Consider the following 23,846-nt stretch of genomic DNA (forward strand, 5'->3'; position numbering starts at 1 on the left):
GGTGGGCGTTAAGGCCGCACCCCATACGAACAAAACCCACCCCCGGCCCCTCCCGCAAGCGGGAGGGGGGAGTAGACCATGAACGCCTTATCATCCGCCCGCTTCGTCAACATCGGCGAACGCACCAACGTCACCGGCTCTGCAAAATTCAAGAAGCTGATCATGGCGGGCGATTACAACGCCGCCATCGAAGTCGCGCGCCAGCAGGTCGAGAACGGCGCGCAAGTGGTCGACGTCAACATGGACGAGGGCCTGCTCGACGCGGTCGAGGCGATGACCACGTTCCTCAAGCTCATCGCTGCCGAGCCCGACATCGCGCGCGTGCCGATCATGATCGACAGCTCCAAGTGGGAGGTAATCGAGGCCGGGCTCAAGTGCGTTTCGGGCAAGCCGATCGTCAATTCGATCAGCATGAAGGAAGGCGAGAAGCCGTTTCTCGATCAGGCGCGCAAGTGCATGGCCTATGGCGCCGCCGTCGTCGTCATGGCGTTCGACGAAAAAGGCCAGGCCGATACCAAGGAGCGCAAGGTCGAGATCTGCAAGCGCGCCTACAAGCTACTCACCGGGATCGGCTTTGCGCCCGAGGACATCATTTTCGACCCCAACGTCTTCGCGGTCGCCACCGGCATCGAGGAGCACAACAACTACGGCGTCGACTTCATCGAGGCGGTGAAGGAGATCCGCGAGGCGTGCCCCTACGTCCACTTCTCGGGCGGTCTGTCGAACCTCTCGTTCTCGTTCCGGGGCAACGAGACGGTGCGGCGGGCGATGCACTCGGTGTTCCTCTACTACGCGATCCCCGCCGGGCTCGACATGGCGATCGTCAACGCCGGCCAGCTCGACGTCTACGACCAGATCGACCCCGTGTTGCGCGAGGCCTGCGAGGACGTGATCCTCAACCGTACGCCCAAGGACGGCGAGCAGAGCGCGACCGAGCGCCTGATCGACCTTGCCGAAAGCTACAAGGGCAAGTCGGTCGCCGAGGAAAAGGCCGCCGAGGAATGGCGCAGCTACCCGGTGGCCAAGCGGATCGAGCATGCGCTGGTGAAAGGCATCGACGCCTATGTCGTCGACGACACCGAGGAAATGCGCGCCGCCACGGCCGAGGCCGGCGGCCGCCCGATCGAAGTGATCGAAGGCCCGCTGATGGACGGCATGAACGTGGTCGGCGACTTGTTCGGATCGGGCAAGATGTTCCTGCCGCAAGTGGTGAAGTCGGCGCGCGTGATGAAAAAGGCCGTCGCCCACCTCATCCCCTACATCGAGGCGGAAAAGCAGCCGGGCGCCAAGGCCAAGGGCCGGATCATCATGGCCACCGTCAAGGGCGACGTGCACGACATCGGCAAGAACATCGTCGGCGTCGTCCTCCAGTGCAATGGCTACGAAGTGATCGACATGGGCGTGATGGTGCCCTGGTCGGACATCATCGAGAAAGCCAAGGTCGAGGATGTCGACATCATCGGCCTGTCGGGCCTGATCACCCCCTCGCTCGACGAGATGGTGACCGTCGCCGAGGAAATGCAGCGCGCCGAAATGGCCATTCCCCTGCTGATCGGCGGGGCGACCACGAGCAAAGTGCACACCGCGCTGCGCATCGACGAGGCTTACGAAGGCCCGGTGATCCATGTGCTCGATGCCAGCCGCGCGGTCGGCGTCGCTTCGCAACTTCTCTCCGACACCCAGCGCGACGGCTACGTCGAATCGGTCGCGATCGATTACGAAAAGGTGCGCGAGGCGCGAGCGAACAAGGGCCAGTCGGACCTGCTGTCGATCGCGGAGGCGCGCGCTAATGCCTATGCCCCCGATTTCGCCGACAAGGCCCCCGCCCCGGTGCAGCCCGGCTTGCACGTCTTCGACGACTGGGACCTGGAGGACTTGCGCGAGACGTTCGACTGGACGCCGTTTTTCCGCGCCTGGGAACTGGCGGGCACTTACCCCGCGATCCTCGATGACGATGTCGTCGGCGAATCCGCGCGCAATCTGTTCGAGGATGCGCAGAAGATGCTCGACACGATCATTTCCGAAAAGTGGCTGACCGCCAAAGGCGTCTGCTCATTCTGGGAATGTCATCAGGACGGCGACGACATCCTGCTTACCGACGGCACCCGCCTCCCCATGCTGCGCCAGCAGTTCAAGAAGAGCCGCGGCCGCGCCAATTTCTGCCTGTCCGACTTCGTCGATCCCGCAGGCGACTGGCTCGGCGGTTTCGCAGTCGGCATCCACGGCATCGACGAGCACATCGCGCGCTTCAAGGCGGCGCACGATGATTATTCGGACATTCTCCTCAAAGCGCTGGCGGATCGCTTCGCCGAGGCTTTCGCCGAACGCCTGCACCAGCACGTGCGCACCGAGCTATGGGGCTATGCCGCAGGCGAGCAGCTCACCAACGAAGCGCTGATCCGCGAGAAGTATCGCGGCATCCGCCCCGCGCCGGGCTATCCCGCCTGCCCCGATCATTCGCTCAAGCCGATCCTGTTCGATCTGCTGCGCGCGCAGGACAATGCCGGGATCACGCTGACCGAAAGTCAGGCGATGCTGCCGACATCGGCGGTCTCGGGCTTCTATTTCGCGCATCCCGAAAGCCAGTATTTCGGCGTGGCGCGGATCGGGCGCGATCAGCTGGAAGACTACGCCGCGCGGCTTGGGGTCGACGTCGCCCAGGCCGAGCGCTGGCTGCGCCCGAACCTCGACTGATCGGCCGATGTCGGACGGCCGCACGCGCATTCTGAAGACCGAAGTGGTCTTCGACGGCTGGTACCGCTTCCTGCGGATGGATGTGGAACTGCCCGATGGCGCGCGCGTGGAACGCGAACTGCTGGCGAACGGCTCGGCCGTCGCGGTCTTGCCCTTCGACCGCGAGCGGCGCGTGGTCATGTTGATCCGCCAGCCGCGCCCCGGTGCGTTCTATAGCGGCGAGCCTTCGCCGCTCGAGGCGATCGCGGGCAGCCTCGACGGAATGGAACCGGCGCTGCGCATCGTCGAAGAAGCGATGGAGGAAGGCGGGCTGCGGCTCGGCGCGCTGGAGCCGGTCAGCAACATCTGGTCGATGATCCCGGCCGCGACAGAGCGGGTGCAGCTCTATCTGAGCGAATACACCGTGGCCGACCGCATCGGTCCGGGCGGAGGTGCCGAAGGCGAATTCGAGAACATCGAAGTGATCGAGATCGGTCTCGACGCCTTGCGTGACTTGGTTCGGTGCGGCGAACTCACCGATTCCAAGACGCTGATCCTGGCTCAGGCGCTACTCCTGCGGCACCCGGAGCTGTGGGTTGGGCGCTGAGGCCAAGTCTCAGAGCGAACTTCTGTGATCGTCATGCTGAACTTGTTTCAGCATCCATCTCGCCCCCCACTCAGGTCCCGACGAGGGGCACCTTGGATGCTGAAACAAGTTCAGCATGACGGGAGTGAGACCGGTATTGGCTACGTTCGGAAACTTCGATCCCCGTCAAAGCCCAAGCAAACGAGCGAACAGGCCCTTGGGCTGATCCATCGGTTGGATCGGGCCATAGGTCAGGTAGCGCTGGTGCGCGTCGCGGTGCGAGCGCGGCAGAATCGATTCATGCGGTCGACTGGTACGATAGACGAAGGGGGACATTTTCGTGTCTCCTTTTGAAGTGTGTCCAATGACAATGCCCAGATGGTGCAAAAGTGCCCGGCCCGAAGCGTTTTTCACCCTTTCCGACGCAATTTGTTACGCGACGGGTAACCATCCGAGCCGGTTTCAACCTCGTCCGGGGCGGCGGGCATAGAGCTTGAGCAACGTCGGCGAGTCTCGGCGGCGGAGCGGCGGCGGATTGGAGCCGGTAAGGTCGCGCCGCGCGCTCGGTGCTCCGGCCAAGGCGGGTTTGGCGACGACTCCGAAAAGCATTCCAGCAAGGGGTTCCATGGTCGTGACTCCGGTTTGGCTTCTGTTGCGTGGCAGCCGGGATTTCAGGCCCGTCCGATGCCCCTCTTCTGTCCTCATTGCGCGAATGGCGCTGTGAGGCAGGGCACCGACGCCATGTGATTTAAGACACAGACCGCCGCACGAGCGGCGTTCGAGGCCCGAAAGGCTTGGAAATCTTGGACCGCACCGCTTGGCAGCACGGTCCCCGATCTGTCATGGCTGGACGGTGAGCGCGCTTTCCGATCCTTCCGCATCGACGCAACCCGGCACGTCGCCGGGCAACGGCCAGAGCCCCGATCTCGCCGCCGCGCGCGAGGCGCTCCATGCCACTTTCGGCTTTCCCGGCTTTCGCGGCGTGCAGGAAGACGTGGTCGCGCGCGTCCTGGCGGGGCAATCGTGCCTGGCGATCATGCCGACCGGCGCAGGCAAGTCGCTCACGTATCAGCTTCCAGCCGTGATGCTCGAGGGCACGTGCGTGGTCGTCAGCCCGCTGATCGCGCTGATGCACGACCAATTGCGCTCGGCCCGCGCGAACGGCATCCGCGCCGCCACGCTGACCAGCGCCGACGCCGATCGCGAGGAAACCATCGCCCGCTTCCGCGCCGGCGATCTGGATCTGCTCTACGTCGCGCCAGAGCGCGCCAGCCAGCCGCATTTCCGCGCGCTGCTGGAAAGCTCACGCGTCGCGCTGTTCGCGATCGACGAAGCGCATTGCGTCTCCGAATGGGGCCACGACTTCCGCCCCGATTATCGCTTGCTGCGCCCGCTGCTCGACAGCTTCGGGCACATCCCCCGCCTCGCGCTGACCGCCACCGCCGACCACGTGACGCGCGCCGACATCCTCGCCCAGCTCGGCATCGGCGAGGAGGGGATGATCGTCGCGGGCTTCGATCGCCCGAACATCCGCTACAGCGTGCGCCCGCGCGACAACGCCGCGAGCCAGCTGCGCGCGCTGCTGGCCGACAATCCGGGGCCGGGAATCGTCTATGCTCCCACCCGCGCGCGGGTCGAGCAGCTCGCGCAAACGCTGGCGCAGACCGGCCGCCGCGTGCTGCCCTATCATGCCGGGCTCGATCCCGAGACCCGCGCGCGCAATCAGGCGGCTTTCGTGGCTTCCGAAGACATGGTGATCATCGCCACGGTCGCCTTCGGCATGGGCATCGACAAGCCCGACGTGCGCTTCGTCGCGCATGCCGGCATCCCCAAATCGATCGAATCATATTATCAGGAAACCGGCCGCGCAGGGCGCGACGGCGATCCCTCGATCGCGATGATGTTCTGGGGCGCCGACGACTTCGCCCGCGCCCGCCAGCGCGTGGAGGAGGTCGAGGAGCACCGCCGCCCCGCCGAACGCGCTCGGCTGGACGGCCTCGCCACGCTGGTCGAGACGGCCGGCTGCCGCCGCGCCGTGCTGCTGCGCCACTTCGGCGAGGACCCGCCCCAGACTTGCGGCAATTGCGACAACTGCCTGAGCCCGCCCGCCGTCGCGGACGTGACCGAGCTGGCCCGCAAGCTGCTGTCCGCCGTCTACCGCACCGGCCAGAGCTTCGGCCTGGCGTATCTCGAGAAGGTCCTGACCGGTCAGGCAGACGATCGCGTGGCCCAGCGTAAGCACGACACGCTTTCGGTCTTCGGGATCGTCGGTGCCGAGGAGGCCCCGATGCTGCGCCCGCTCTCGCGCGCACTCCAAGCGCGTGGCAGTTTGCTACCGACCGAACACGGCGGGTTGCAGCTCGGCGGCGACGCCCGCGCGATCCTCAAGGGCGACGCAGCGGTGGCGATCGTGCTGCCCCCGGCGCGGGAGAAGCGTCGGCGCAAGGGCGCGCCGCAAGTTGCCAACCCGACCGGCGATCCGCTGTTCGAAGCCCTGCGCGAATTGCGGCGCGAGCTCGCCCAGGAGGCGGGCGTGCCGCCCTATGTCGTGTTCCACGATGCCACCTTGCGCGAAATGGCGAGCACGCGACCCGCATCGCTGGCCGCGCTGGGCGAGATCACCGGCATCGGCGCCCGCAAGCTCGACGCCTATGGCGACGCGTTTTTAAGCGTGATCCGCCAACACTGATGGACCGATTGGCGCTGGGCCGCCTCTAGACCCTCGTCATTCCGGCGATAGCGGGAATCTAGCAGGACTGCGCGCCCTTCTCAGAATCCCCGAGCATTGCGCGCGGCATGAATGCAAGCGCGTCGTCGTGACGTCGGAACTGGATTCCCGCATGCGCGGGAATGACGAAGCAAAGGGGGGCGCGTCTGGAAACAGCTCCCCCTTCCGCGATGATCGCCGGTCGTGTCCCTTACAGCGGGTTGTCCAGCTCGATGATTTCCTCGTTGCTGGCGCGTTGCGAGGTCTTGGCTTCGCGCGGCGCCTGGAAGCTGGCGAGCACCGGCTTGTCGCGGCCGTAGATGTCACCGAAGGTTTCCAGCTCGCCGTCGATCGAGCGGGCGATGGTGAAATAGGTGAGGTAGACCGGAAAAGTCCGCGTCATCTCGACCTTGGTGTACTTGCGCGAATTGGAGATCTCGCGAACTTCGTCCGCCGACTTTTCCGCGCCGAGGATCGCCATGGTCATGCCCAGTTCCACTGCCCGCTCGGTGCGGATGCAGCCATGCGAATAGGCGCGGACCTCATGATTGAAGTACTGCTTGGACGGAGTGTCGTGCAGGTAGATCGCGTGCGGATTGGGCATGTCGATCTTGACGAGGCCGAGCGAATTGTTCTCGCCCGGCTGCTGCACCACCGTGACGAAACCGTTGTCGCTTTTCGTCGCGCGGTATCCGGCAGAACGCGCCCACTTGGGATTGTTGAGCACCTTGTTGCCCAGCCCCTCGCCCTTCACGATCGATTGCGGCACGGTCCAGGTCGGGTTGAAGACCACCGCCGTCACCATTTCGGCAAGCTGCGGGGTCGCGGTCCGGCCCGGCTTGCCGACCACCGTCTTGTACGTGCGGATGATCTTGTTGTTCACCGTCAGCCGCAGCTGGAACTCGGGCACGTTGGTCAGCAGATAGACCTTGCCCAGATCCTGCTTCAGCCAGCGCCAGCGATCCATGTTGGCGCGCACCAGATTGCGCGTCGCCTTGTCCGAAGCCGGGGTCAGCGCCAGCTTCTCCTTGAGCGCGGCATAGTCCGGCACCGTCGGCGCGAGCTTGTCGACCACGCCCGCGACGTCGTGCATCGCCAGGGCCTCGGCCATGATCGCCTCGGTCGGCATGTCGTCCTGATCGGGATCGACCGCGAACCACTGCACGCGCGCGGTCATCGGCGTGCGCCCGTCGCGCAAGTCCTCGATCAGCCAGGCGAACGCCTTGCTCGCGACCTGGTCGAGCGGATCGCCGGCCCCGCCCGCGATCGCCGCGCGCAGACCCGTGGGATTGTAGTCCGCCGGGATCAGCCCTTCCGAGCCGATGCCCTCGATCGTCGCCAGCAGCGCTTTGGCATCCGCGAGCTGCCACGCCATCACCGGCTCGCGCACCGGCACCGGCTGCACGACGGGTTGGGCGATGGTCGTCGTCGCTTCGGCGGCGCCCCCGCGCAGTTCGGGCGTCGTCGGCGCGTCGAGTGTATCGTTCTTCCACTTATCGACGGCGCTGGGCTCGATCCGCGACCGTGCCTGCGAGCGCGCTTCCGATTGCCCGATCACCGAATCGATCGACGACTGGGCATACGCCGCAGGGCCGAACGTGGACACCGCGGCGAGCGTGGAGATGGAGACGAACCGCAGACCTGCGGCAAAACCCTGTTTCATGATCGAGATCGATCGTCCTTCCTGCAGCGTTGGGGCTTGCAAGTGCTTGGGATAGCGTCCGACTGGCCCGGACACGCCCCTCTGATAGCCCCCAGCGACCCCCATCATCAACCCTCGCGCCTTAGCCTGCGATGAATCGGCCAGGACCTTGATCATCGAAGGGCGGGCGCGAAGCGCAGGCTATATCCCTGTTTGGCACGGACTTATTGCCAAGCGGGACGCAATCGGGGATACGTCATCCGTGGTTTTGATACCAAAGTAATTGTCTAAGGGGCATATCATGAAAAAGCTTTTCGCATCCGTCGCTCTTCCCGCCATCTTCGTTCTTGCCGCCTGCGATGGCCCTGCCGAGGAAGTCGCCGAAGAGCGTGATGACGTCACCGAGGCCCAAGGTGAGGTCATGGACGCGCAGGCCGGGGTAGCCGAAGCGCAAAGTGATCTGGTCGAAGAAAAGGCCGACCTCGCGACCGATAGCGTGGAAAGCGCCGCGTTGGAGCAGAAGGCGGATGCCCTGGATCAGAAGGCCGAGAAGCTCGAAGACACCGCCGACGGCATCTGAGCCTTTCGGTCCCTCGCTACGATCGTAACGAGGCACTCACCGATTCTTTGGAAAGGCCCGCCCGATCGGCGGGCCTTTCTTTTGGGTGTCTCGCCCGAGCCTTTACCCCTCCCCGCGAAACGGCCGTCGCTTCCACATCCCACGCGGCAGGCGTTCACCGGCCCGCATTGCGCGACGCCAGCCGCAACCAGCGTCCTGCGCTCTGGTCGACCGGCCCGGCCGTCATCCCGCAGCGCGTCATTGCCACACGCCTGCGCCCTTGACCTTAGAGCACTGAACGCGCATCGCCACCGAGACGATTCCGCCATGCCGCAGTGCAGCACGCCCCGGCGCGAGCCACTTGCGGACACGGCACAGCTCTAAGGGGAAAGGCCCATATGACCCAGGTCGGACAGGACACGCTCGGAACGCGCAGCACGATGACGGTAGGCGGCAAGGACTACGCCTATTACTCGTTCAAGAAAGCGGCGGAGAAGATCGGCGACGTGAGCCGCCTGCCTTTCTCGATGAAAGTCCTGCTCGAGAACCTGCTCCGCTTCGAAGACGGCGGCTTCACGGTTTCGACCGATCACATCAAGGCCGTCGCCAACTGGCAGAACAACCCCGTCACCGGCGAGGAAATCCAGTACCGCCCGGCGCGCGTGCTGCTGCAGGATTTCACCGGCGTGCCTTGCGTGGTCGACCTGGCCGCCATGCGCGACGCGATCAAGACGCTGGGCGGCGATACCAGCAAGATCAATCCGCAAGTGCCCGTCAATCTCGTGATCGACCACTCGGTCATGGTCGACGAGTTCGGTCATCCCAAGGCCTTCGAGCAGAACGTCGAGATCGAGTACCAGCGCAACTACGAGCGTTACGACTTCCTCAAGTGGGGCTCGAAGTCGCTTAACAATTTCTACGCCGTGCCCCCGGGCACCGGCATCTGCCACCAGGTGAACCTCGAGAACATCGCCAAGACCGTGTGGTCGAGTGAGGATCCCTCGGGCACAATGATCGCCTATCCCGACACGTGCGTCGGTACGGACAGCCACACCACCATGATCAACGGCCTCGGCGTGCTGGGCTGGGGCGTGGGCGGGATCGAGGCCGAAGCCGCGATGCTGGGCCAGCCGGTCTCGATGCTGATCCCCGAAGTGGTGGGCTTCAAGCTTACCGGCAAGCTGGCCGAGGGCGTCACCGCGACCGACCTCGTGCTGACGTGCACCAGCCTGCTGCGCAAGCACGGCGTCGTCGGCCGCTTCGTCGAATACTTCGGCCCCGGTCTCTCCACGCTCAGCCTCGCCGATCGCGCGACGCTGGCCAACATGGCGCCCGAATACGGCGCGACTTGCGGCTTCTTCGGCATCGACGACAAGACGATCGAATACTTGCGCCTTACCGGCCGCGAGGAAGAGCAGATCGCGCTGGTCGAAGCCTATGCCAAGGAACAGGGCTTCTGGCTCGATCCGACCGCGCCCGATCCGGTGTTCTCCTCGACGCTCGAGCTCGACATGTCGACCGTGGTGCCGACGCTCGCCGGTCCCAAGCGCCCGCAGGACAAGGTCGTGCTCACCGAAGTCGACGATGTGTTCAACGCGGACATGCAGGACGTCTACAAGCAGACGCCGCAGTCGATCCCGGTCGAAGGCGAGGATTTCTCGATCACCGACGGCGATGTGATGATCGCCGCGATCACCAGCTGCACCAACACTTCGAATCCCAGCGTGCTGGTCGCCGCGGGTCTCGTCGCCAAGAAGGCGGACGAATACGGCCTCAAGCCCAAGCCCTGGGTCAAGACCAGCCTCGCGCCGGGCAGCCAGGTCGTCACCGACTACCTCGAGAAGGCCGGGCTGCAGACGCACCTCGACAACATCGGCTTCAACCTCGTCGGCTACGGCTGCACAACTTGCATCGGCAACTCGGGCCCGCTCGCCGAGCCGATCAGCAAGGCGATCAACGAGAACCACCTGGTCGCCAGCGCAGTCATCTCGGGCAACCGCAACTTCGAGGGCCGCGTCAGCCCCGACGTGCGCGCCAACTTCCTCGCCTCGCCGCCACTGGTCGTCGCCTACGCGCTCAAGGGCACGGTGGTGGAGGACTTCACCACCACCCCGATCGGCACCGCGAAGGACGGCACGCCCGTCTACCTCAAGGACATCTGGCCGACCAACGAGGAAGTCACGACGACGATGAACGCCAACGTCGATCGCTCGATGTTCCAGGCGCGCTATGCCGACGTCTACAAGGGTGACGAGCACTGGCAGGCGATCGACGTCACCGGCTCGGAAACCTACGCGTGGAAGCCGGCGTCGACCTACGTCGCCAACCCGCCCTACTTCGAAGGCATGGACATCGTTCCGGCACCGGTCGGCGATATCATCGAAGCCAAGCCGCTCCTTATCCTGGGCGATTCGGTCACCACCGACCACATCAGCCCGGCCGGCTCGATCAAAGCCGACAGCCCGGCGGGCCAGTGGCTGATGGAGCATCAGGTCGCCAAGGCGGACTTCAACTCCTACGGCTCGCGCCGTGGCCACCACGAAGTGATGATGCGCGGTACCTTCGCCAACATCCGCATCCGCAACGAAATGGTCCCCGGCACCGAAGGCGGCATCTCGCGCTATGGCGAGGAAGTCATGCCGGTCTACGATGCGGCGATGAAGCACAAGGCCGACGGTACGCCGCTAGTCGTCGTCGCGGGCAAGGAATACGGCACCGGCTCCAGCCGCGACTGGGCCGCCAAGGGCACCATCCTGCTCGGCGTGCGCGCCGTCATCGTCGAGAGCTACGAGCGCATTCACCGCTCCAACCTCGTCGGCATGGGCGTGCTGCCGCTGCAGTTCAAGGCGGGCGAGACTCGCGAAACGCTCGGCCTCACCGGCGACGATGCCTTCACCATCAAGGGCATCGCGAACATCAAGCCGAGCCAGGACGTCGAGGTGCTCGTCACGCGCAAGGACGGTTCGACCTTCAGCTTCACCGCGCTGTGCCGGATCGATACCGCCAACGAGATCGAGTACTACATGAACGGCGGCATCCTGCAGTACGTGCTGCGCAAGCTCGCCGCCTGATCCGGAACAACCGGGGCCGGCCGCCTGGTTTCGGGCGGCCGGCTCCCGTTTACCGGGCCTTAGCCCCCGGTCGCTAGGATCGGCGCATGAGCGCGACCGAAGCCCGTGACGAGTCTCGATACGACCCGATGTGCGATCCCGACAAGCTGGCGCGCTGGGGTCTCGTCGTGCGGCAGCGACTCGATGCCCTGCCGGCGGCCGAGCGAGTCGATGTCGCTGACGCCGAAATGTACGTCGTGCCCGGCTTTCTGCGCAAAGCCGATTGCAAGCCGATCATCCAGACGATCAACAGCCGCGCCGAACCTTCGCCGATGTACCGCGGCGTGGCGCGCGACGACTTTCGCACCAGCTTCACGCACCATTTCGAATTCGACGATCCGCTGACTCATCAGGTCGACGAATACATCGCCGATCTGCTCGGCATCGACCTTGCCTATTCCGAGCGGATCCAGGGCCAGCGCTATCAGGTCGGCCAGCAGTTCCGCCACCACCACGACTTCTTCCACCTTGGCGAAGGCTACTGGCAGGAAGAAGCCAAGCGCGGCGGCCAGCGCACCTGGACCGCGATGATCTTCCTCAATGAACCCAAGGAAGGCGGCGAGACCGACTTTCCCAAGCTCGGCATCGCGCTCAGGCCGCAAGCCGGCACGCTCGTCGCCTGGAACAACATGGACCGCGCCGGCCGCCCGAACATGAAGACCATCCACGCCGGCACCCCGGTGCGGCGCGGCATCAAACACGTCATCACCAAGTGGTTCCGGCAGGAACTGTGGGCGTGACGGTTCCGCGCTGAACCAGTGAGATCACGCGGCGCGGCGCGCATGGTGCCCGCAACGTCGTTTCCCTGAAGAACCCCCTTCGACTTGCCCGTCATGCTGAACTTGTTTCAGCATCCATTTCGCCTCACCGACAGGATCTCGCGGGGGGCAACATGGATGCTGAAACGAATTCAGCATGACGGAAGGAGGCTGCGGGGCGGTATGGCAATTTCGCGCGCGTACCGAAGGCCGATCCGCGTCCACCCTCTGTCGCCCGCACCTTCGTAAGCCAGGCCCGCACCCGCGGTGCCGGGTCAAACCACAAGCGGCCCCGCCTAAAAAAGAAGGGCGGCGCAATCCGCGCCGCCCTGCACCCGGTTCCAGCGGGTATGGCTCTGGCTAGCGGTTGAGCTTGCGCTTCGTCCGCTTGGCGAGCTTCTGCCGGCCGACCACTGCGGCGGCGGCGGCGCCGAACAGCACCAGCATCGGCGGCGCCGGCACGTCGGTCGGCGGGGGCGTGCCCGTGGTCGTCGGCGGAGTGCCGGTCGTCGTCGGGGGCGTACCCGTCGTCGTCGGAGGCGTGCCGGTCGTCGTCGGAGGCGTACCCGTCGTCGTCGGAGGCGTGCCGGTCGTCGTCGGCGGCGGGGCGTGATCGCAGCAGCCGCCCGACGAGGACGTCGAAGTCGAAGACGATGTCGAGCTCGAGGTGGACGAACTGCTCGAAGAACTCGTCGACGACGACGTGCTGGTCGAGACGTTGCCCGAGCTCGAGCTCGAGGTGGACGAGCCACCGGTCGAAGTCGAGGTCGTCGAGGTGATGCCGCCGGTCGACGTGGAGGTCGACGAACCGCCCGTCGAAGTCGAGGAGCCACCCGTGGACGTCGACGTGGACGAACCGCCAGTCGAGGTCGAGGACCCGCCGCTCGATGTCGAAGTGGAGCTGCCGGTGCTCGAATTGTCGTTGTCGATATCGATGTCGACCACGACGCCGCTCGAGGTTCCCGTGGTGCCCGACGACCCGCTGGTGCTGGTCGAGGTCGAACCCGTGGTGGTCGAGGAGATGACGACACTGCCGCTACCGCCGCCGCCGCCACCGAAGAACCCGCCGAAAAAGCCGCCGCCGAACCCGCCGAGCGGGCCGCCGCCGATCACCACCGGAGCGCTGCCGCCGCCGCTGATCACTTGGGGCGGCGCGGGGGGAATGTACGGCGCGGGCAGCGGCACCATCGCCATCTGCGGCTGATCGCAGCACGTGCGCTTGATCACCTTGCGGACACGCCGCGTCTCACGCGGGGCCTCGGCGCGGCGCACCTGACGGCGCGGCTTCGCTTCCTTGACCATCTTGACCTGCTTGACCGAGCGGTACTGGCCTTCCTGAGCCGGAGCTTCGGCCACGTGGACCGCGCCGCCGCCAACGATGGCGCAGCCAGCCGCGCAAGCGGAGAGTTTAGCAAGGGCTGTCCGTACAGACATAAGCAGTTCTCTTTCGTTTCCCCGTTGGGTGGCGCACCGGACGAAATCCGTTCACGCCTTATGCCCTCAAGAAACGCAGAGACTGGTTAAGGGGACAACGCCGTTAACCCTGATTCGACTGTCCCGATCTGAGATTTACGGTTAATTTCGTATGCCCCGACCGGACTTGTCCCGAAATGGGACCATGACTCGGCGCAGGTGTGAAGAAAGCCCGGCGTCTTTCATGCGCCCTGCACGCGCGCATGGCACAGCTCGAATAACGGGGCGGCCGGCAAGAGAATCCCTTTTCCCTTAATCCTCGTCCTCTCCCGGCGCAAACAGACCGCCCTGGCTGCCGGTGGGCGCCGAGAGCCCGAGATGGCGCCAGCCGCCGTCGTTGAGACAACGCCCGCGCGCGGTTCGTGCCACCAGGCCGAGCTGGATCAAGTAGGGCTCGACCACTTCCTCGATCGTGTCGCGCGGCTCGGACAGCCCCGCCGCCAGCGTTTCGACTCCGACCGGGCCGCCGCGATAGATCTCGGCGATCATCCGCAGATAGCGCCGATCCTGCGAATCGAGGCCCAGCGAATCGACTTCGAGCCGCGTCAACGCATCGTCGGCAATCGCGCGCGTCACGGTGCGCGATCCCGCGACATGGGCGAAATCGCGCACCCGGCGCAGCAGCCGCCCGGCGACGCGCGGCGTACCGCGGGCGCGGCGGGCAATCTCGGTCGCCCCGCCCTCGTCCATGCCGATCCCGAGCAAGTGTGCGCCGCGCGTCACCACGTGCTGCAGCTCGGGCACGGTGTAGAACTGCAAGCGCACCGGAATGCCGAAGCGGTCGCGCAGCGGCGTCGTCAGCAGCCCCTGCCGCGTCGTCGCGCCGACCAGCGTGAACGGCGGCAAGTCGATCCGCACCGAACGCGCCGAAGGCCCCTCGCCGATGATGAGGTCGAGCGCACGGTCCTCCATCGCCGGGTAGAGCACTTCCTCGACCACCGGATTGAGCCGGTGGATCTCGTCGATGAAGAGCACGTCGCCTTCCTCGAGATTGGTCAGCAGCGCCGCGAGATCGCCCGACTTGGCGATCACCGGACCCGAAGTGGCGCGAAAGCCCACGCCCAGCTCGCGCGCGACGATCTGCGCCAGCGTGGTCTTTCCGAGGCCGGGCGGGCCGAAGAACAGCACATGATCCATCGCCTCGCCGCGCGACTTCGCGCTCTCGATGAACACGCGCAAGTTGTCCTTCGCCGCCGCCTGCCCGACGAATTCGGCCAGCGTCTTGGGCCGCAGGGCTGCGTCGGCATCCTCGGGCTGGCGATCGCCGGTGAGGAGGGGATTTTCGGTCATGCGCTGAGATTTGGTCCGATGACTGCGTGCCCGAGGAAAGATGGATCCTGAAACGAGTTCAGGATGACGGATGCGCTGACATCCAATTCATCGTCATCCTGAACTTGTTTCAGGATCCATCCCGCAGCACGCTTCGCCCCATAAGGCCAGCGCGCTACGACAAGCTCAGGATGACGGGAGCAGAGAACCATCACCCCGCCGCCTTCTTCAGCGCCACGCGCACCAGCACGTCGAGATCGGCGTCCTCACCCAGTTCGCCCATCGCGTGCGCGACGGCGCTGGCGGCCACCGCCGGCTTGAAGCCGAGGTTCTGCAGCGCCGAGACCGCGTCGGCGCTGGCCGATCCGGCGGGTGCGGCAGCGGGCGCGGCTCCTCCCGGAATCGTCGGCAGACCGCCGGCCTTGTCCTTCAATTCGTTGACGATGCGGCTCGCAAGCTTGGGTCCGACACCGTTGGCGCGCGCGACCATCGCCGCATCGCCGCCAGCGCAGGCGCGCTGCAGTTCCTCGGTGGTGAGCGCCGAAAGGATCGCCAGCGCCACTTTGGAGCCCACGCCCTGCACCGCGGTCAGCAGCCGGAACCAGTCCCGCTCGGCGCCGCTGGCGAAGCCGATCAGGCGCATGTCGTTCTCGGACACCTGGAGATCGGTGAACACGGTCGCCCGGCCGCCCCGCTCGCCCAGCGCCTCGAGCGTGCGCACCGAGCAGTGAACGAGATAGCCGACGCCCGCGACGTCGATCACGGCCCAGTCGGGTCCGCTGTCGTCGAGCAGGCCGGTCAGCTTTGCGATCATGCTTTGTTCCCTGCCGCACTGCGAGCAGGCGAGCAAGGGCCGATCGCGAGGCTATCCCCGAAAGGTCAGAGTCCCGGAATCGGGATGCCCGCACCGATCGAGCACGCGAGTGCGCTGGCACCGACCTGCAGCGCGGTTTCGGGATCGCGCACGGACCCGGCGACGCGAATGAGATCGCCGAACGTGAGCTGGCTGCCGGCATTGTAATAGCGCGCCGCATCGGTGAGCCGATCGACTTGCCGGACCGAAAGCTTGCCGCGCAGGAATTCCGAAGCGCAATCCGCCTTCTGCGGACTGAGGCCGTAGCGCTGCAACGCGTCGGAGATTTGGTAGCGACTGGCGGTGCATGCCGAGACGGCAAAGAGACCGGCCGTGACCGCAGCGGTCAGCGCGACGAACTTGCGCATGGTATTTCCCCTGTATCGGGCCCCCGGCGCTGAACCCATTGCGTTGACGTATTGGGGACAAACGCATTGGGAGCAAGAGGGTTTCCCCAATGCTCGCGCTTCTGCTGGACGCGGCGGTTCAGTCGTTGCCCTGGAGGTCTTCGGGCGGCGGCGCACAGAGCGCACGGTCCGACGGGTTAGTGGCAGCGCAGTCCCAAACCTCCCGGACACGCCGCCTGAGCGAACGCGACCCTCTTGCAGGCAACATTATACGATTCGATTGATCTGCCCAAATGAGACTGGACCGCTCGGGCCGCCTATGCATGATGCTTAAATGGTCAACCTGAATGCAATCTTGGATTCGCCCACCTTCAGGCCTGTACGTGCCCTTTTCCCTCCCAGAATTCTGCAATGGCTCGGCCCGCTCCTCGCCGTAAGCGCAGTGCTGGCGCTGATCGCGGCCATCATTGCCCTGACCGGGATCATCGCCTTTCCGGCGTCGGTGCCCGATCCCAAAGGTTTCGAGCGGATCGTGCACGGCTCGTTCAAGAACATGGTCGCCCAACATTCAGACGGCATAGAAGCCCCCGCCGACCTCGACGCCCAGTGGCGAATCATGTTCGGCGCGGGCCATTTCGCCCGCGTGTGTGCAAGCTGTCATGGCGCGCCGGGCCTGGGACAGAACCCGATCGTCATGGGCATGCGGCCGCGCCCCCAGTATCTGCCGGCCGTCGTCCGCAAATTCAGCCCGTCCGAACTGTTCTGGATCGTCAAGCACGGCGTCAAGTTTACCGCGATGCCCGCCTATCCGCATCAGGTTCGCGACGACGAGATCTGGTCGATCGTCGCCTTTTTGCGCCAGCTCGATACGATGACCCCGCAAACCTATCTCAACCTTGCCTACGGCGCGGCGGACCCTGCCCTGCCGAACGCCGGCCGCGGCGACGTGCTGGGCAGTCGCCAACCGTACAGCGTTATCAACGATGCCGGTTCGCATGACGAATTCAGCTATACCTGGCCGGCGATGACGTTTCAGGACACCGCGCTCACCGGCGACCCGATCACGACCTGCGCTGGCTGTCACGGCGCAAACGGCATTGGCCGCGATCGGGCGATGTTCCCGAACCTCACCATCCAGTCCCCCGCCTATCTCGGCGCGGCGCTGCGCGCTTTTGCCCGTGGCAGCCGGCCAAGCGGCGCGATGCAGGCGGTCGCCGTCCAGCTGACCGATCGCCAGATAGACAGACTGGCCGAACATTTCGGCAATCGGTTCGCGCCGCCCGCGAATCGGCCCCAGGCCAGCCAGGCGCAACTCGCACTCGGCCGGACGTTAGAACGGCAGGGTGTGCCCGAACGCAAGGTCGCAGCCTGTTCATCCTGCCATGGCGTGGAAGGCGCGTCGCCGCTCGGCTTTCCGCGGCTTGCCGGCCAGAATCCCGAATATCTGCGCCAGCAGCTCCATTTGTTCCAGACCGGACGCCGTGGTTCGACCGAAGGCTATAACCCGATGAACGCCGAGGCGCATAACCTCACCGATACCCAAATCGATGCCATCTCGGTCTTTTATGCAAGCCAGCCGGCCGGCCCCGGGCCCGCTCCCAAGGGCGCGGCTCCCGCTTCGGCCAGCGCCCGCTGAACCCGCAGCGCGCGCGGCGGTTCAGTCGTTGCCTTGCACTTCCTCGGGCGGATCGTCGTCCGGGCCGTAGTAGAGCGGCGCGCACGCCTCCACGAGCACGCCGCCTTCGAGCGTGAGGTCGTCCTTGAAGGCGTCGGCCACGAAGTCGAACGTGGAAAGGTGGCGGTCCTCGAAATACATTCCGTGGACGTCATCGCGGCCCGCGCCGTAGACGATGCGGCTCACGCCCGCCCAGATCGACGCCATGGTACACATCCCGCAGGGTTGCAGCGTGGTATAGAGCGTGGCGCCCTCGATCCGCATTTCGCCGGCCGCCTGCCCCGCCCCGCGCAGCGCGACGATCTCGGCATGCGCGGTGGCATCGCAATCCTGGGCGGTGCGGTTGACGCCGGTGGCGAGCACCTTGCCGTCGCGCACCACCACTGCGGCGATGGGCATGTTGGCCGGGTCGGTGCCCTTTTCGGCGACCGCTAGGTCCACCGCCTTGCGGATCATGTCCTGATCGAGATTATCTGTCATCGCGAAGTCGAACGATCATCGCGGGCGCGGGTTGCCGGCGGCTCGTCCTACCTGGCCGAATGGGCATGCGCGATCGCCACTGCCAGCGCGTCGGCAGCATCGGCGCCCGCCAGCTTCACGCCAGGCAACAGCACCTTGAGCATCGCCTGGACTTGCGCCTTGTCCGCTCCGCCGGTGCCGACGATCGCCTTCTTGACCAGCCGCGCGGCATATTCGCTGATCGGCAGACCGGCGCGCGCCAGGGCCAGCAGGCACACGCCGCGCGCTTGCCCGAGCTTGAGCGTCGACTGCGCATTGGTGTTGACGAACACTTCCTCGACCGCGGCGGCATCGGGCCGGTGCGCGAGGATCACGTCGGTGAGTTCGCGATCGATCTGCACCAGCCGCTCGGGCAGCGGCGCCTTCGCATCGGTGCGCACGTGCCCGTTCGCGATGTGGCTGAGCCGGCTGCCGGACTTCGCGACAATGCCCCAGCCGGTGCAGGACAGCGAAGGATCGATGCCGATGATCAGCATGGCAGCGGGTCCGATCCCCCCTCACCCGTCACCCCGGGCCTGACCCGGGGTCCCGCTTGGGGAGCGATGTTGCGATAAGAAGCTGGACCCCGGATCAAGTCCGGGGTGCCGAAGGAGGATGACATCACCATGCCGCCTCCCCCTCCCGCCTGCGGGAGGGGCGTTTCATTACCCCAGGCTTTCCATGATCTCGTCCGAGACGTCGTAATTGCCCCAGACGGTCTGGACGTCGTCATCGTCGTCGAGCGCGTCGATCAGCTTGAACAGCGTCTGCGCATCGCCCTCGGCGACATCGACCGTGAGGTTGGGCCGCCACGCGAGCTTGACGCTTTCGGCTTCCCCGAGGCTCTCCTCGAGCGACGTGGCAACGCCGTGCAGATCTTCGGCGGGGGTCCAGATCTCGTGACCGTCCTCGCTCGACTGGATATCGTCGGCGCCCGCTTCCATCGCCGCTTCGAGCACTTTTTCCTCGTTGCCGACCGATGCCGGGTAGACGATCAGGCCCAGCCGCTCGAACCCGTGGCTCACCGCGCCGCTCGCGCCGAGGTTGCCGCCGTTCTTGGAAAACGCGGTGCGCACATTGGTCGCGGTGCGATTGCGATTGTCGGTCAGCGCCTCGACGATCAGCGCGACGCCGCCGGGGCCGTAGCCTTCGTAGCGGACTTCCTCGTAGTTATCGCCCTCGTTCGCACTGGCCTTGTCGATCGCGCGCTGGATGTTGTCCTTGGGCATCGACTGCGCCTTGGCGGCATTGACCGCGAGGCGCAGGCGCGGGTTCATGTCCGGATCGGGCATGCCCATCTTCGCCGCGACGGTAATCTCGCGCGAAAGCTTCGAGAACATCGCCGAGCGCTTCTTATCCTGCGCGCCCTTGCGATGCATGATGTTCTTGAACTTGGAATGGCCTGCCATGGTTCGCCTGGTTCTGTGTCTTCGGGATAGTGACGTCTGTCTGGAAAGTGGCGCGCCCTTACAACAAGCAAGCCGGTCAGAGCAACCGCTGCCACCAGCCGCCGGGTCTCCGGCACGCCTTGCGAAAAACTGCGCGACAGGTGCCGCGACCCGGTCCAGCAACCTTTGCCTTACCGCGCCATGCTATCAGACCGGGAATGATCATGCTTTTAGACCGCCACACCGGGCTGGCGCCCTTGCGCGACTTTTTGGAATTTCTGCGCCGGCCGCGCCTGCTCGAGCCGACGGGGTTGCGTCCACCGGGTGCGCTCGCGACCTGGCTCACGTTGCTGGCGCTGCATCTGGGTGTGCTGCTGCTGGTTGTCATGCCGATGTACGGCGTGTGGTTGACGGTCTTCAAGCTTTCGCCCCCCGATGCCTTCGGCAAGATCGCGCCCGAGCTTCTGCCCGGCCTTACCGTGCTGCTCGCCCCGCTCGGCGAGGAATTGCTGTTTCGCGGCTGGCAGTCGGGCCGCCCGCGCGCCCTATGGCTGCTGGGATGCGCGCTTGTCGGCATTGTTGTGCTGGTGTTCGGACAAGGCGCGAACCAGCCGGTGGCGACCGGCCTCGCACTGCTTGCGCTGTTGATGGCCGCGCCGATCGGCTGGGTACGCCTGCGCGCCCGCGCGACCCCGCGCTGGTTCGCGGCGGCGTTCCCGGCGATCTTCTACGCCGTCGTGGCGCTGTTCGCCGTGGTCCACTTCGTCAATTACCCGAGCGCCTCGCTGCTTGGCCTGCCGCTGTTGCTGCCGCAGCTTTGGGGCGCGCTGGTGCTCGGCTATGTCCGCCAGCGGATCGGGTTGATCGGCGCGATCCTCGACCACGCCGTCGCCAACGCGGTAGTGCTGGGCCTGGCGATGCTGGGCGGGTGAGCCGATCGCAGCTCGCCTCTCCCCAGTATCCACAGGCTGGGGCTTTGTCCGAATCGCCCAGGCTCGCTAACAGCGCGGCCTTATCGATTCTCACGAGACATCCGGAGCACCCGTACCATGGCCGATGCCGAGCCGACCGATGACCGCCTGCGCCTGCTGATCGAGCGCGTCGAACGCCTCGAGGAAGAGAAGAAGGGCATCGCCGACGACATCAGAGACGTCTACGGCGAAGCCAAGGCGGTCGGCTACGACGTCAAGATCATGCGCCAGATCGTGCGCCTCAGGAAAATGAACCCCGACGACCGCCGCGAAATGGAAATGGTGCTGGACACCTACAAGGCAGCGCTCGGCCTGGGCTGAGGATTCGGTCGGCTAGAGTCTTTTTGGTTGGCAACCTGCATCCGCAGATTGCCAGCGGCACCGGCCCACGCCCCCACCCGACCTCCCATCGGTAGTATACTTGAGTGGGAGGTCGGGTGGGGGCGTGGGCCGGTGCCGCCAAGGTTTCGACGGATGTCGAAACCGCACTAAATCAACGCGGACCGCACCAATCAAACTCAGTGCGTTCCGCCGTTCTTCTTCAGGCTCTCTTCCATTCGCGCGATCTGCTCGGGCGTAGCCTCCGACTGGTGCTTGTCCTTCCATTCGGCGAACGGCATGCCGTGGATCAGCGCGCGCGCGTCCATCTTGTCGCCTTCGTAGCCGGCATCGCGGATCCAGTCGGCGAGGCAGTTACGGCAGAACCCCGCAAGCCCCATCAGCTCGATGTTTTCGGCATCCGGGCGATGCTGCAAGTGGCGGACCAGACGGCGAAATGCGTCGGCAGCGATCTTGTCGTCCAGCGTGTCGATAGTGGCGTTCCCGGTCATAATCGTCCCGTTCGTCCTTGGTTTGTCATGGGCTCCTTGGCATATGGGGCCGCGTCGCATCCCCACGCAACCCACCTCCCTGCCAGAAAGGGGCCCGTCCTTGGCACGATCCGCCGCGAAGAGCATCAAGCGCAAGCGCAAAATCAAGATCCTGGCGACGCTGGGCCCTGCCAGCAACACCGAAGAGATGATCGCCAAGCTGGTGCGTGCCGGCGCCGACGCGTTCCGCGTCAACATGAGCCACGGCGATCACGAGACTCACGCCTCGACCATCGCCGCGATCCGCAAGGTGGAAAAGTCGCTCGATCGCCCGCTCGCGATCCTGTGCGATTTGCAGGGCCCCAAACTGCGCGTCGGCGAGTTCGAGGGGGGCGAGGCCTTCATCCGCCACGGCGCGCACTTCACGCTCGATCGCAATCCCGAGCCGGGGGACGACACCCGCGTCCAGCTGCCGCATCCCGAACTGTTCGGCATCCTCGAAAAGGGCCAGCGCCTGCTGATCGACGACGGCAAGCTGCGCCTCAAGGTGATCCGCGCCGAACCCGATGCGCTGCTGTGCACCGCCGAAGTCGGCGGGCCGATCTCGAACCGCAAGGGTGTCAACGTGCCCGATACGCTGGTGCCGGTGCCCGCGCTGACCGAAAAGGACCGGCGTGACCTCGCCTTCGCGGTCCAGCAGGACGCGGACTGGATCGGCCTGTCGTTCGTGCAGCGGCCCGAAGACGTCGCCGAGGCGCGCAAGCTGATGGGCGGCTACGGCGCGCTGATGGCCAAGATCGAAAAGCCTTCGGCGGTCCACAGCCTCGACGAAATCATCGAGCTTTCGGACGGGATCATGGTCGCGCGCGGCGATCTTGGGGTCGAGCTGAACCCGGAAGAAGTGCCGCCGCTGCAGAAGCGCATCGTCGAATCGGTGCGCGCGGCAGGCAAGCCGGTGGTCGTGGCGACGCAGATGCTCGAATCGATGATCGAGCGTCCGACGCCGACTCGCGCCGAAGTGTCCGACGTCGCCAACGCAGTCTACGACGGCGCCGACGCGGTGATGCTCTCGGCCGAGACCGCCGCGGGCGACTGGCCGGTCGAGGCGGTGACGATCATGGACCGCATCGCGGTGCAGGTGGAAAACGACAAGACCTATGGCGAGCGCATCCGCATCGCCCAGACCCCGCCCGACGCGACCACTGCCGATGCGCTGTCGCAAGCCTGCGCCAGCATCGCCGACACTTTGCCGATCGAGGGGATCATCACCTTCACCGGATCGGGCATCACCGCGCGGCGCGTCGCGCGCGAGCGCCCGGCCGCGCCGATGCTGGTGCTCACCCCCTCGCAGCGCACCGCGCGCCGCCTCGCGCTGCTATGGGGCGCGCATGCGGTCTCCACGCGCGATATCGGCTCGTTCGAGGAGATGATCGCCAAGGGCAAGCGCATGGCGCTGCGCCACGGCTTCGGCGACGCCGGCTCGCGCCTGATCGCGCTGGCTGGCGTGCCGTTCGGCGTCCCGGGCTCGACCAACCTGCTGCACGTCGTCACCCTCTCGGGCAACGAACTCGCACAGCACGACGGTTGAGCCTCGCGATCAGCGGTGCCGCAGATTGTCCACCAGCGACTGGTACCCGACGACCAGCGCGAACAGGCCGAAGCCCGAGACGACCATGGTAACGAACTGATCGGCAACGATGGTAGTCATAGTAATGCTCCCGTTGTGAAGTGACGGGAGCGTGATGGAGCAACCGGAGCCGCGCATCTTTGATCGGGATCAACTCGGGGCCCGATCCTGGCCAAATCGGTCCATGCGATCACCCGAACGACGCCTTGGGGCGCATGTGCCGAGCCTCAGCCCGCGCGAGGCCCTCCCAACCTCCCGCGAGGCCCTCCCACCTCCCGCTCAGCCTGAGCTTGTCGAAGGCCATGCGCAACGGGTCGGCCCGAAGGAAGGCCTGATGAGCGCCCGCGAGACCTCTGCGTGGGCGAAACAGCTATCCGCACCAGACGACGCGTAGCCTTCGACAAGCTCAGGCTGAGCGGCCCAAGGCGACGTCCGCTTTCAAGCGCTCGGCGGCATGCGCGAGAGGGCAGGAAAGTCGTGACAAGGTGACGCACCCACAGGCGTCATCCCAGCGAAAGCTGGGATCGCTCACGGGTGCGCAAGATGGTCGAACAGGTCGTCCCAACCTGGGTTCGCCTTCTCGATGAGTTCGATCTTCCAATCGCGCTTCCAAGCCTTCAGCGTCTTCTCTCGTGCGATAGCCATCGCGATTTCGCTATGGGTTTCAGCAAGCACGAGTCGCTTCAGGCCATACCGGCGGCAGAACGAAGACCCGGTTCCAGACCGATGTTGCGTCATGCGCGCGGCAAGATCGGATGTAACGCCGACATAAAGCACGCCGCGCGGCTTGTTCGTCAGGATGTAAGTCCACCCACCCATGGCGCGATCGTTGCGCAACTTCGATAGCGATGCCAGCTTTCGCTGGCATGACGAACCAGAGAATGCTGGATGCCTATAGCGT

Annotated in this window: 21 protein-coding genes; 10 read left to right on the plus strand and 11 right to left on the minus strand. The window is 65.6% G+C overall.

The features are described 5' to 3' along the window. The first annotated feature begins 78 nt into the window (after positions 1 to 78). The gene (gene metH, locus GQO94_RS08375; protein ID WP_156840699.1) at positions 79 to 2,694 is read left to right on the plus strand and encodes a methionine synthase; all 2,616 of its coding nucleotides are present in this window, start codon (positions 79 to 81) and stop codon (positions 2,692 to 2,694) included. Between the two features lie 7 nt (positions 2,695 to 2,701). Next, complete coding sequence (locus GQO94_RS08380; protein ID WP_156840700.1) at positions 2,702 to 3,280, plus strand: NUDIX hydrolase; 579 nt, start codon at positions 2,702 to 2,704, stop codon at positions 3,278 to 3,280. A gap of 165 nt (positions 3,281 to 3,445) precedes the next feature. Here the strand turns inward: GQO94_RS08380 and GQO94_RS08385 are convergent, their stop codons facing one another. Next, positions 3,446 to 3,595, minus strand: a complete 150-nt coding sequence (locus tag GQO94_RS08385; RefSeq protein ID WP_156840701.1) for a hypothetical protein — start codon at positions 3,593 to 3,595, stop codon at positions 3,446 to 3,448. A gap of 481 nt (positions 3,596 to 4,076) precedes the next feature. On the opposite strand from GQO94_RS08385, the gene recQ reads away from it, so the two are divergent. Continuing rightward, positions 4,077 to 5,948 carry a DNA helicase RecQ gene (recQ, locus tag GQO94_RS08390; RefSeq protein ID WP_232332834.1) on the plus strand — a complete coding sequence of 624 codons (1,872 nt, stop codon included), beginning with the start codon at positions 4,077 to 4,079 and terminating at the stop codon, positions 5,946 to 5,948. Between the two features lie 229 nt (positions 5,949 to 6,177). Here recQ and GQO94_RS08395 read toward each other — a convergent pair whose 3' ends face one another. Then, positions 6,178 to 7,629 (minus strand): L,D-transpeptidase family protein, encoded by a 1,452-nt coding sequence (locus GQO94_RS08395; protein ID WP_156840702.1) that lies wholly within the window; start codon positions 7,627 to 7,629, stop codon positions 6,178 to 6,180. 280 nt (positions 7,630 to 7,909) lie between these two features. Here GQO94_RS08395 and GQO94_RS08400 point away from each other — a divergent pair, with 280 nt between their 5' ends. The 3 genes from GQO94_RS08400 (at position 7,910) to GQO94_RS08410 (ending at position 12,017) form a co-directional block, all read left to right on the plus strand. Continuing rightward, the gene (locus GQO94_RS08400; RefSeq protein WP_156840703.1) at positions 7,910 to 8,188 is read left to right on the plus strand and encodes a hypothetical protein; all 279 of its coding nucleotides are present in this window, start codon (positions 7,910 to 7,912) and stop codon (positions 8,186 to 8,188) included. 377 nt (positions 8,189 to 8,565) lie between these two features. After that, positions 8,566 to 11,238, plus strand: a complete 2,673-nt coding sequence (acnA, locus tag GQO94_RS08405) for an aconitate hydratase AcnA (protein ID WP_156840704.1) — start codon at positions 8,566 to 8,568, stop codon at positions 11,236 to 11,238. 86 nt (positions 11,239 to 11,324) lie between these two features. Continuing rightward, positions 11,325 to 12,017 (plus strand): prolyl hydroxylase family protein, encoded by a 693-nt coding sequence (locus GQO94_RS08410; RefSeq protein ID WP_156840705.1) that lies wholly within the window; start codon positions 11,325 to 11,327, stop codon positions 12,015 to 12,017. A 378-nt stretch (positions 12,018 to 12,395) separates the two neighbouring features. On the opposite strand, the gene GQO94_RS08415 is transcribed toward GQO94_RS08410, so the two are convergent. From GQO94_RS08415 to GQO94_RS08430, 4 genes are all read right to left on the minus strand, one after another. Beyond that, complete coding sequence (locus tag GQO94_RS08415; protein ID WP_156840706.1) at positions 12,396 to 13,469, minus strand: PEP-CTERM sorting domain-containing protein; 1,074 nt, start codon at positions 13,467 to 13,469, stop codon at positions 12,396 to 12,398. Positions 13,470 to 13,760: 291 nt separating this feature from the next. Then, positions 13,761 to 14,798 (minus strand): Holliday junction branch migration DNA helicase RuvB, encoded by a 1,038-nt coding sequence (gene ruvB, locus GQO94_RS08420; protein WP_156840707.1) that lies wholly within the window; start codon positions 14,796 to 14,798, stop codon positions 13,761 to 13,763. A 190-nt stretch (positions 14,799 to 14,988) separates the two neighbouring features. Beyond that, on the minus strand, positions 14,989 to 15,591 hold the full coding sequence (gene ruvA, locus GQO94_RS08425; protein ID WP_156840708.1) for a Holliday junction branch migration protein RuvA: 603 nt from the start codon (positions 15,589 to 15,591) through the stop codon (positions 14,989 to 14,991). Between the two features lie 65 nt (positions 15,592 to 15,656). Beyond that, the gene (locus GQO94_RS08430) at positions 15,657 to 15,998 is read right to left on the minus strand and encodes a hypothetical protein (RefSeq protein ID WP_156840709.1); all 342 of its coding nucleotides are present in this window, start codon (positions 15,996 to 15,998) and stop codon (positions 15,657 to 15,659) included. 334 nt (positions 15,999 to 16,332) lie between these two features. Between GQO94_RS08430 and GQO94_RS20790 the strand changes: the two genes are divergently transcribed. Then, positions 16,333 to 17,613: a c-type cytochrome gene (locus GQO94_RS20790; RefSeq protein ID WP_198045887.1), complete on the plus strand. Its 1,281-nt coding sequence runs from the start codon at positions 16,333 to 16,335 to the stop codon at positions 17,611 to 17,613. Between the two features lie 21 nt (positions 17,614 to 17,634). On the opposite strand, the gene GQO94_RS08440 is transcribed toward GQO94_RS20790, so the two are convergent. The 3 genes from GQO94_RS08440 to GQO94_RS08450 all read right to left on the minus strand — a co-directional run bounded on the left by GQO94_RS08440 (position 17,635) and on the right by GQO94_RS08450 (position 19,559). Next, a complete protein-coding gene (locus tag GQO94_RS08440) occupies positions 17,635 to 18,132 on the minus strand; it encodes a nucleoside deaminase (protein ID WP_156840710.1) in 498 nt (165 codons plus the stop codon). A gap of 47 nt (positions 18,133 to 18,179) precedes the next feature. After that, positions 18,180 to 18,647: a crossover junction endodeoxyribonuclease RuvC gene (gene ruvC, locus GQO94_RS08445; protein WP_156840711.1), complete on the minus strand. Its 468-nt coding sequence runs from the start codon at positions 18,645 to 18,647 to the stop codon at positions 18,180 to 18,182. A gap of 168 nt (positions 18,648 to 18,815) precedes the next feature. Then, the gene (locus tag GQO94_RS08450) at positions 18,816 to 19,559 is read right to left on the minus strand and encodes a YebC/PmpR family DNA-binding transcriptional regulator (RefSeq protein ID WP_156840712.1); all 744 of its coding nucleotides are present in this window, start codon (positions 19,557 to 19,559) and stop codon (positions 18,816 to 18,818) included. A gap of 197 nt (positions 19,560 to 19,756) precedes the next feature. Between GQO94_RS08450 and GQO94_RS08455 the strand changes: the two genes are divergently transcribed. Next, entirely contained in the window at positions 19,757 to 20,470 is a 714-nt protein-coding gene (locus GQO94_RS08455; RefSeq protein ID WP_156840713.1) for a CPBP family glutamic-type intramembrane protease, read from the plus strand. A 117-nt stretch (positions 20,471 to 20,587) separates the two neighbouring features. Then, positions 20,588 to 20,830, plus strand: coding sequence for a DUF2312 domain-containing protein (locus tag GQO94_RS08460; RefSeq protein ID WP_156840714.1), 243 nt, complete (start codon positions 20,588 to 20,590; stop codon positions 20,828 to 20,830). Positions 20,831 to 21,027: 197 nt separating this feature from the next. Here the strand turns inward: GQO94_RS08460 and GQO94_RS08465 are convergent, their stop codons facing one another. Next, positions 21,028 to 21,339 (minus strand): DUF1244 domain-containing protein, encoded by a 312-nt coding sequence (locus GQO94_RS08465; RefSeq protein WP_156840715.1) that lies wholly within the window; start codon positions 21,337 to 21,339, stop codon positions 21,028 to 21,030. 100 nt (positions 21,340 to 21,439) lie between these two features. Here GQO94_RS08465 and pyk point away from each other — a divergent pair, with 100 nt between their 5' ends. Further along, the gene (gene pyk, locus GQO94_RS08470; protein WP_408636605.1) at positions 21,440 to 22,906 is read left to right on the plus strand and encodes a pyruvate kinase; all 1,467 of its coding nucleotides are present in this window, start codon (positions 21,440 to 21,442) and stop codon (positions 22,904 to 22,906) included. A gap of 567 nt (positions 22,907 to 23,473) precedes the next feature. Here the strand turns inward: pyk and GQO94_RS08475 are convergent. After that, entirely contained in the window at positions 23,474 to 23,764 is a 291-nt protein-coding gene (locus tag GQO94_RS08475; protein ID WP_156840717.1) for a GIY-YIG nuclease family protein, read from the minus strand. Between the last annotated feature and the right edge of the window lie 82 nt (positions 23,765 to 23,846).

This window comes from Novosphingobium aquimarinum (assembly GCF_009746585.1).
In the GTDB taxonomy this organism is placed as follows: domain Bacteria; phylum Pseudomonadota; class Alphaproteobacteria; order Sphingomonadales; family Sphingomonadaceae; genus Novosphingobium; species Novosphingobium aquimarinum.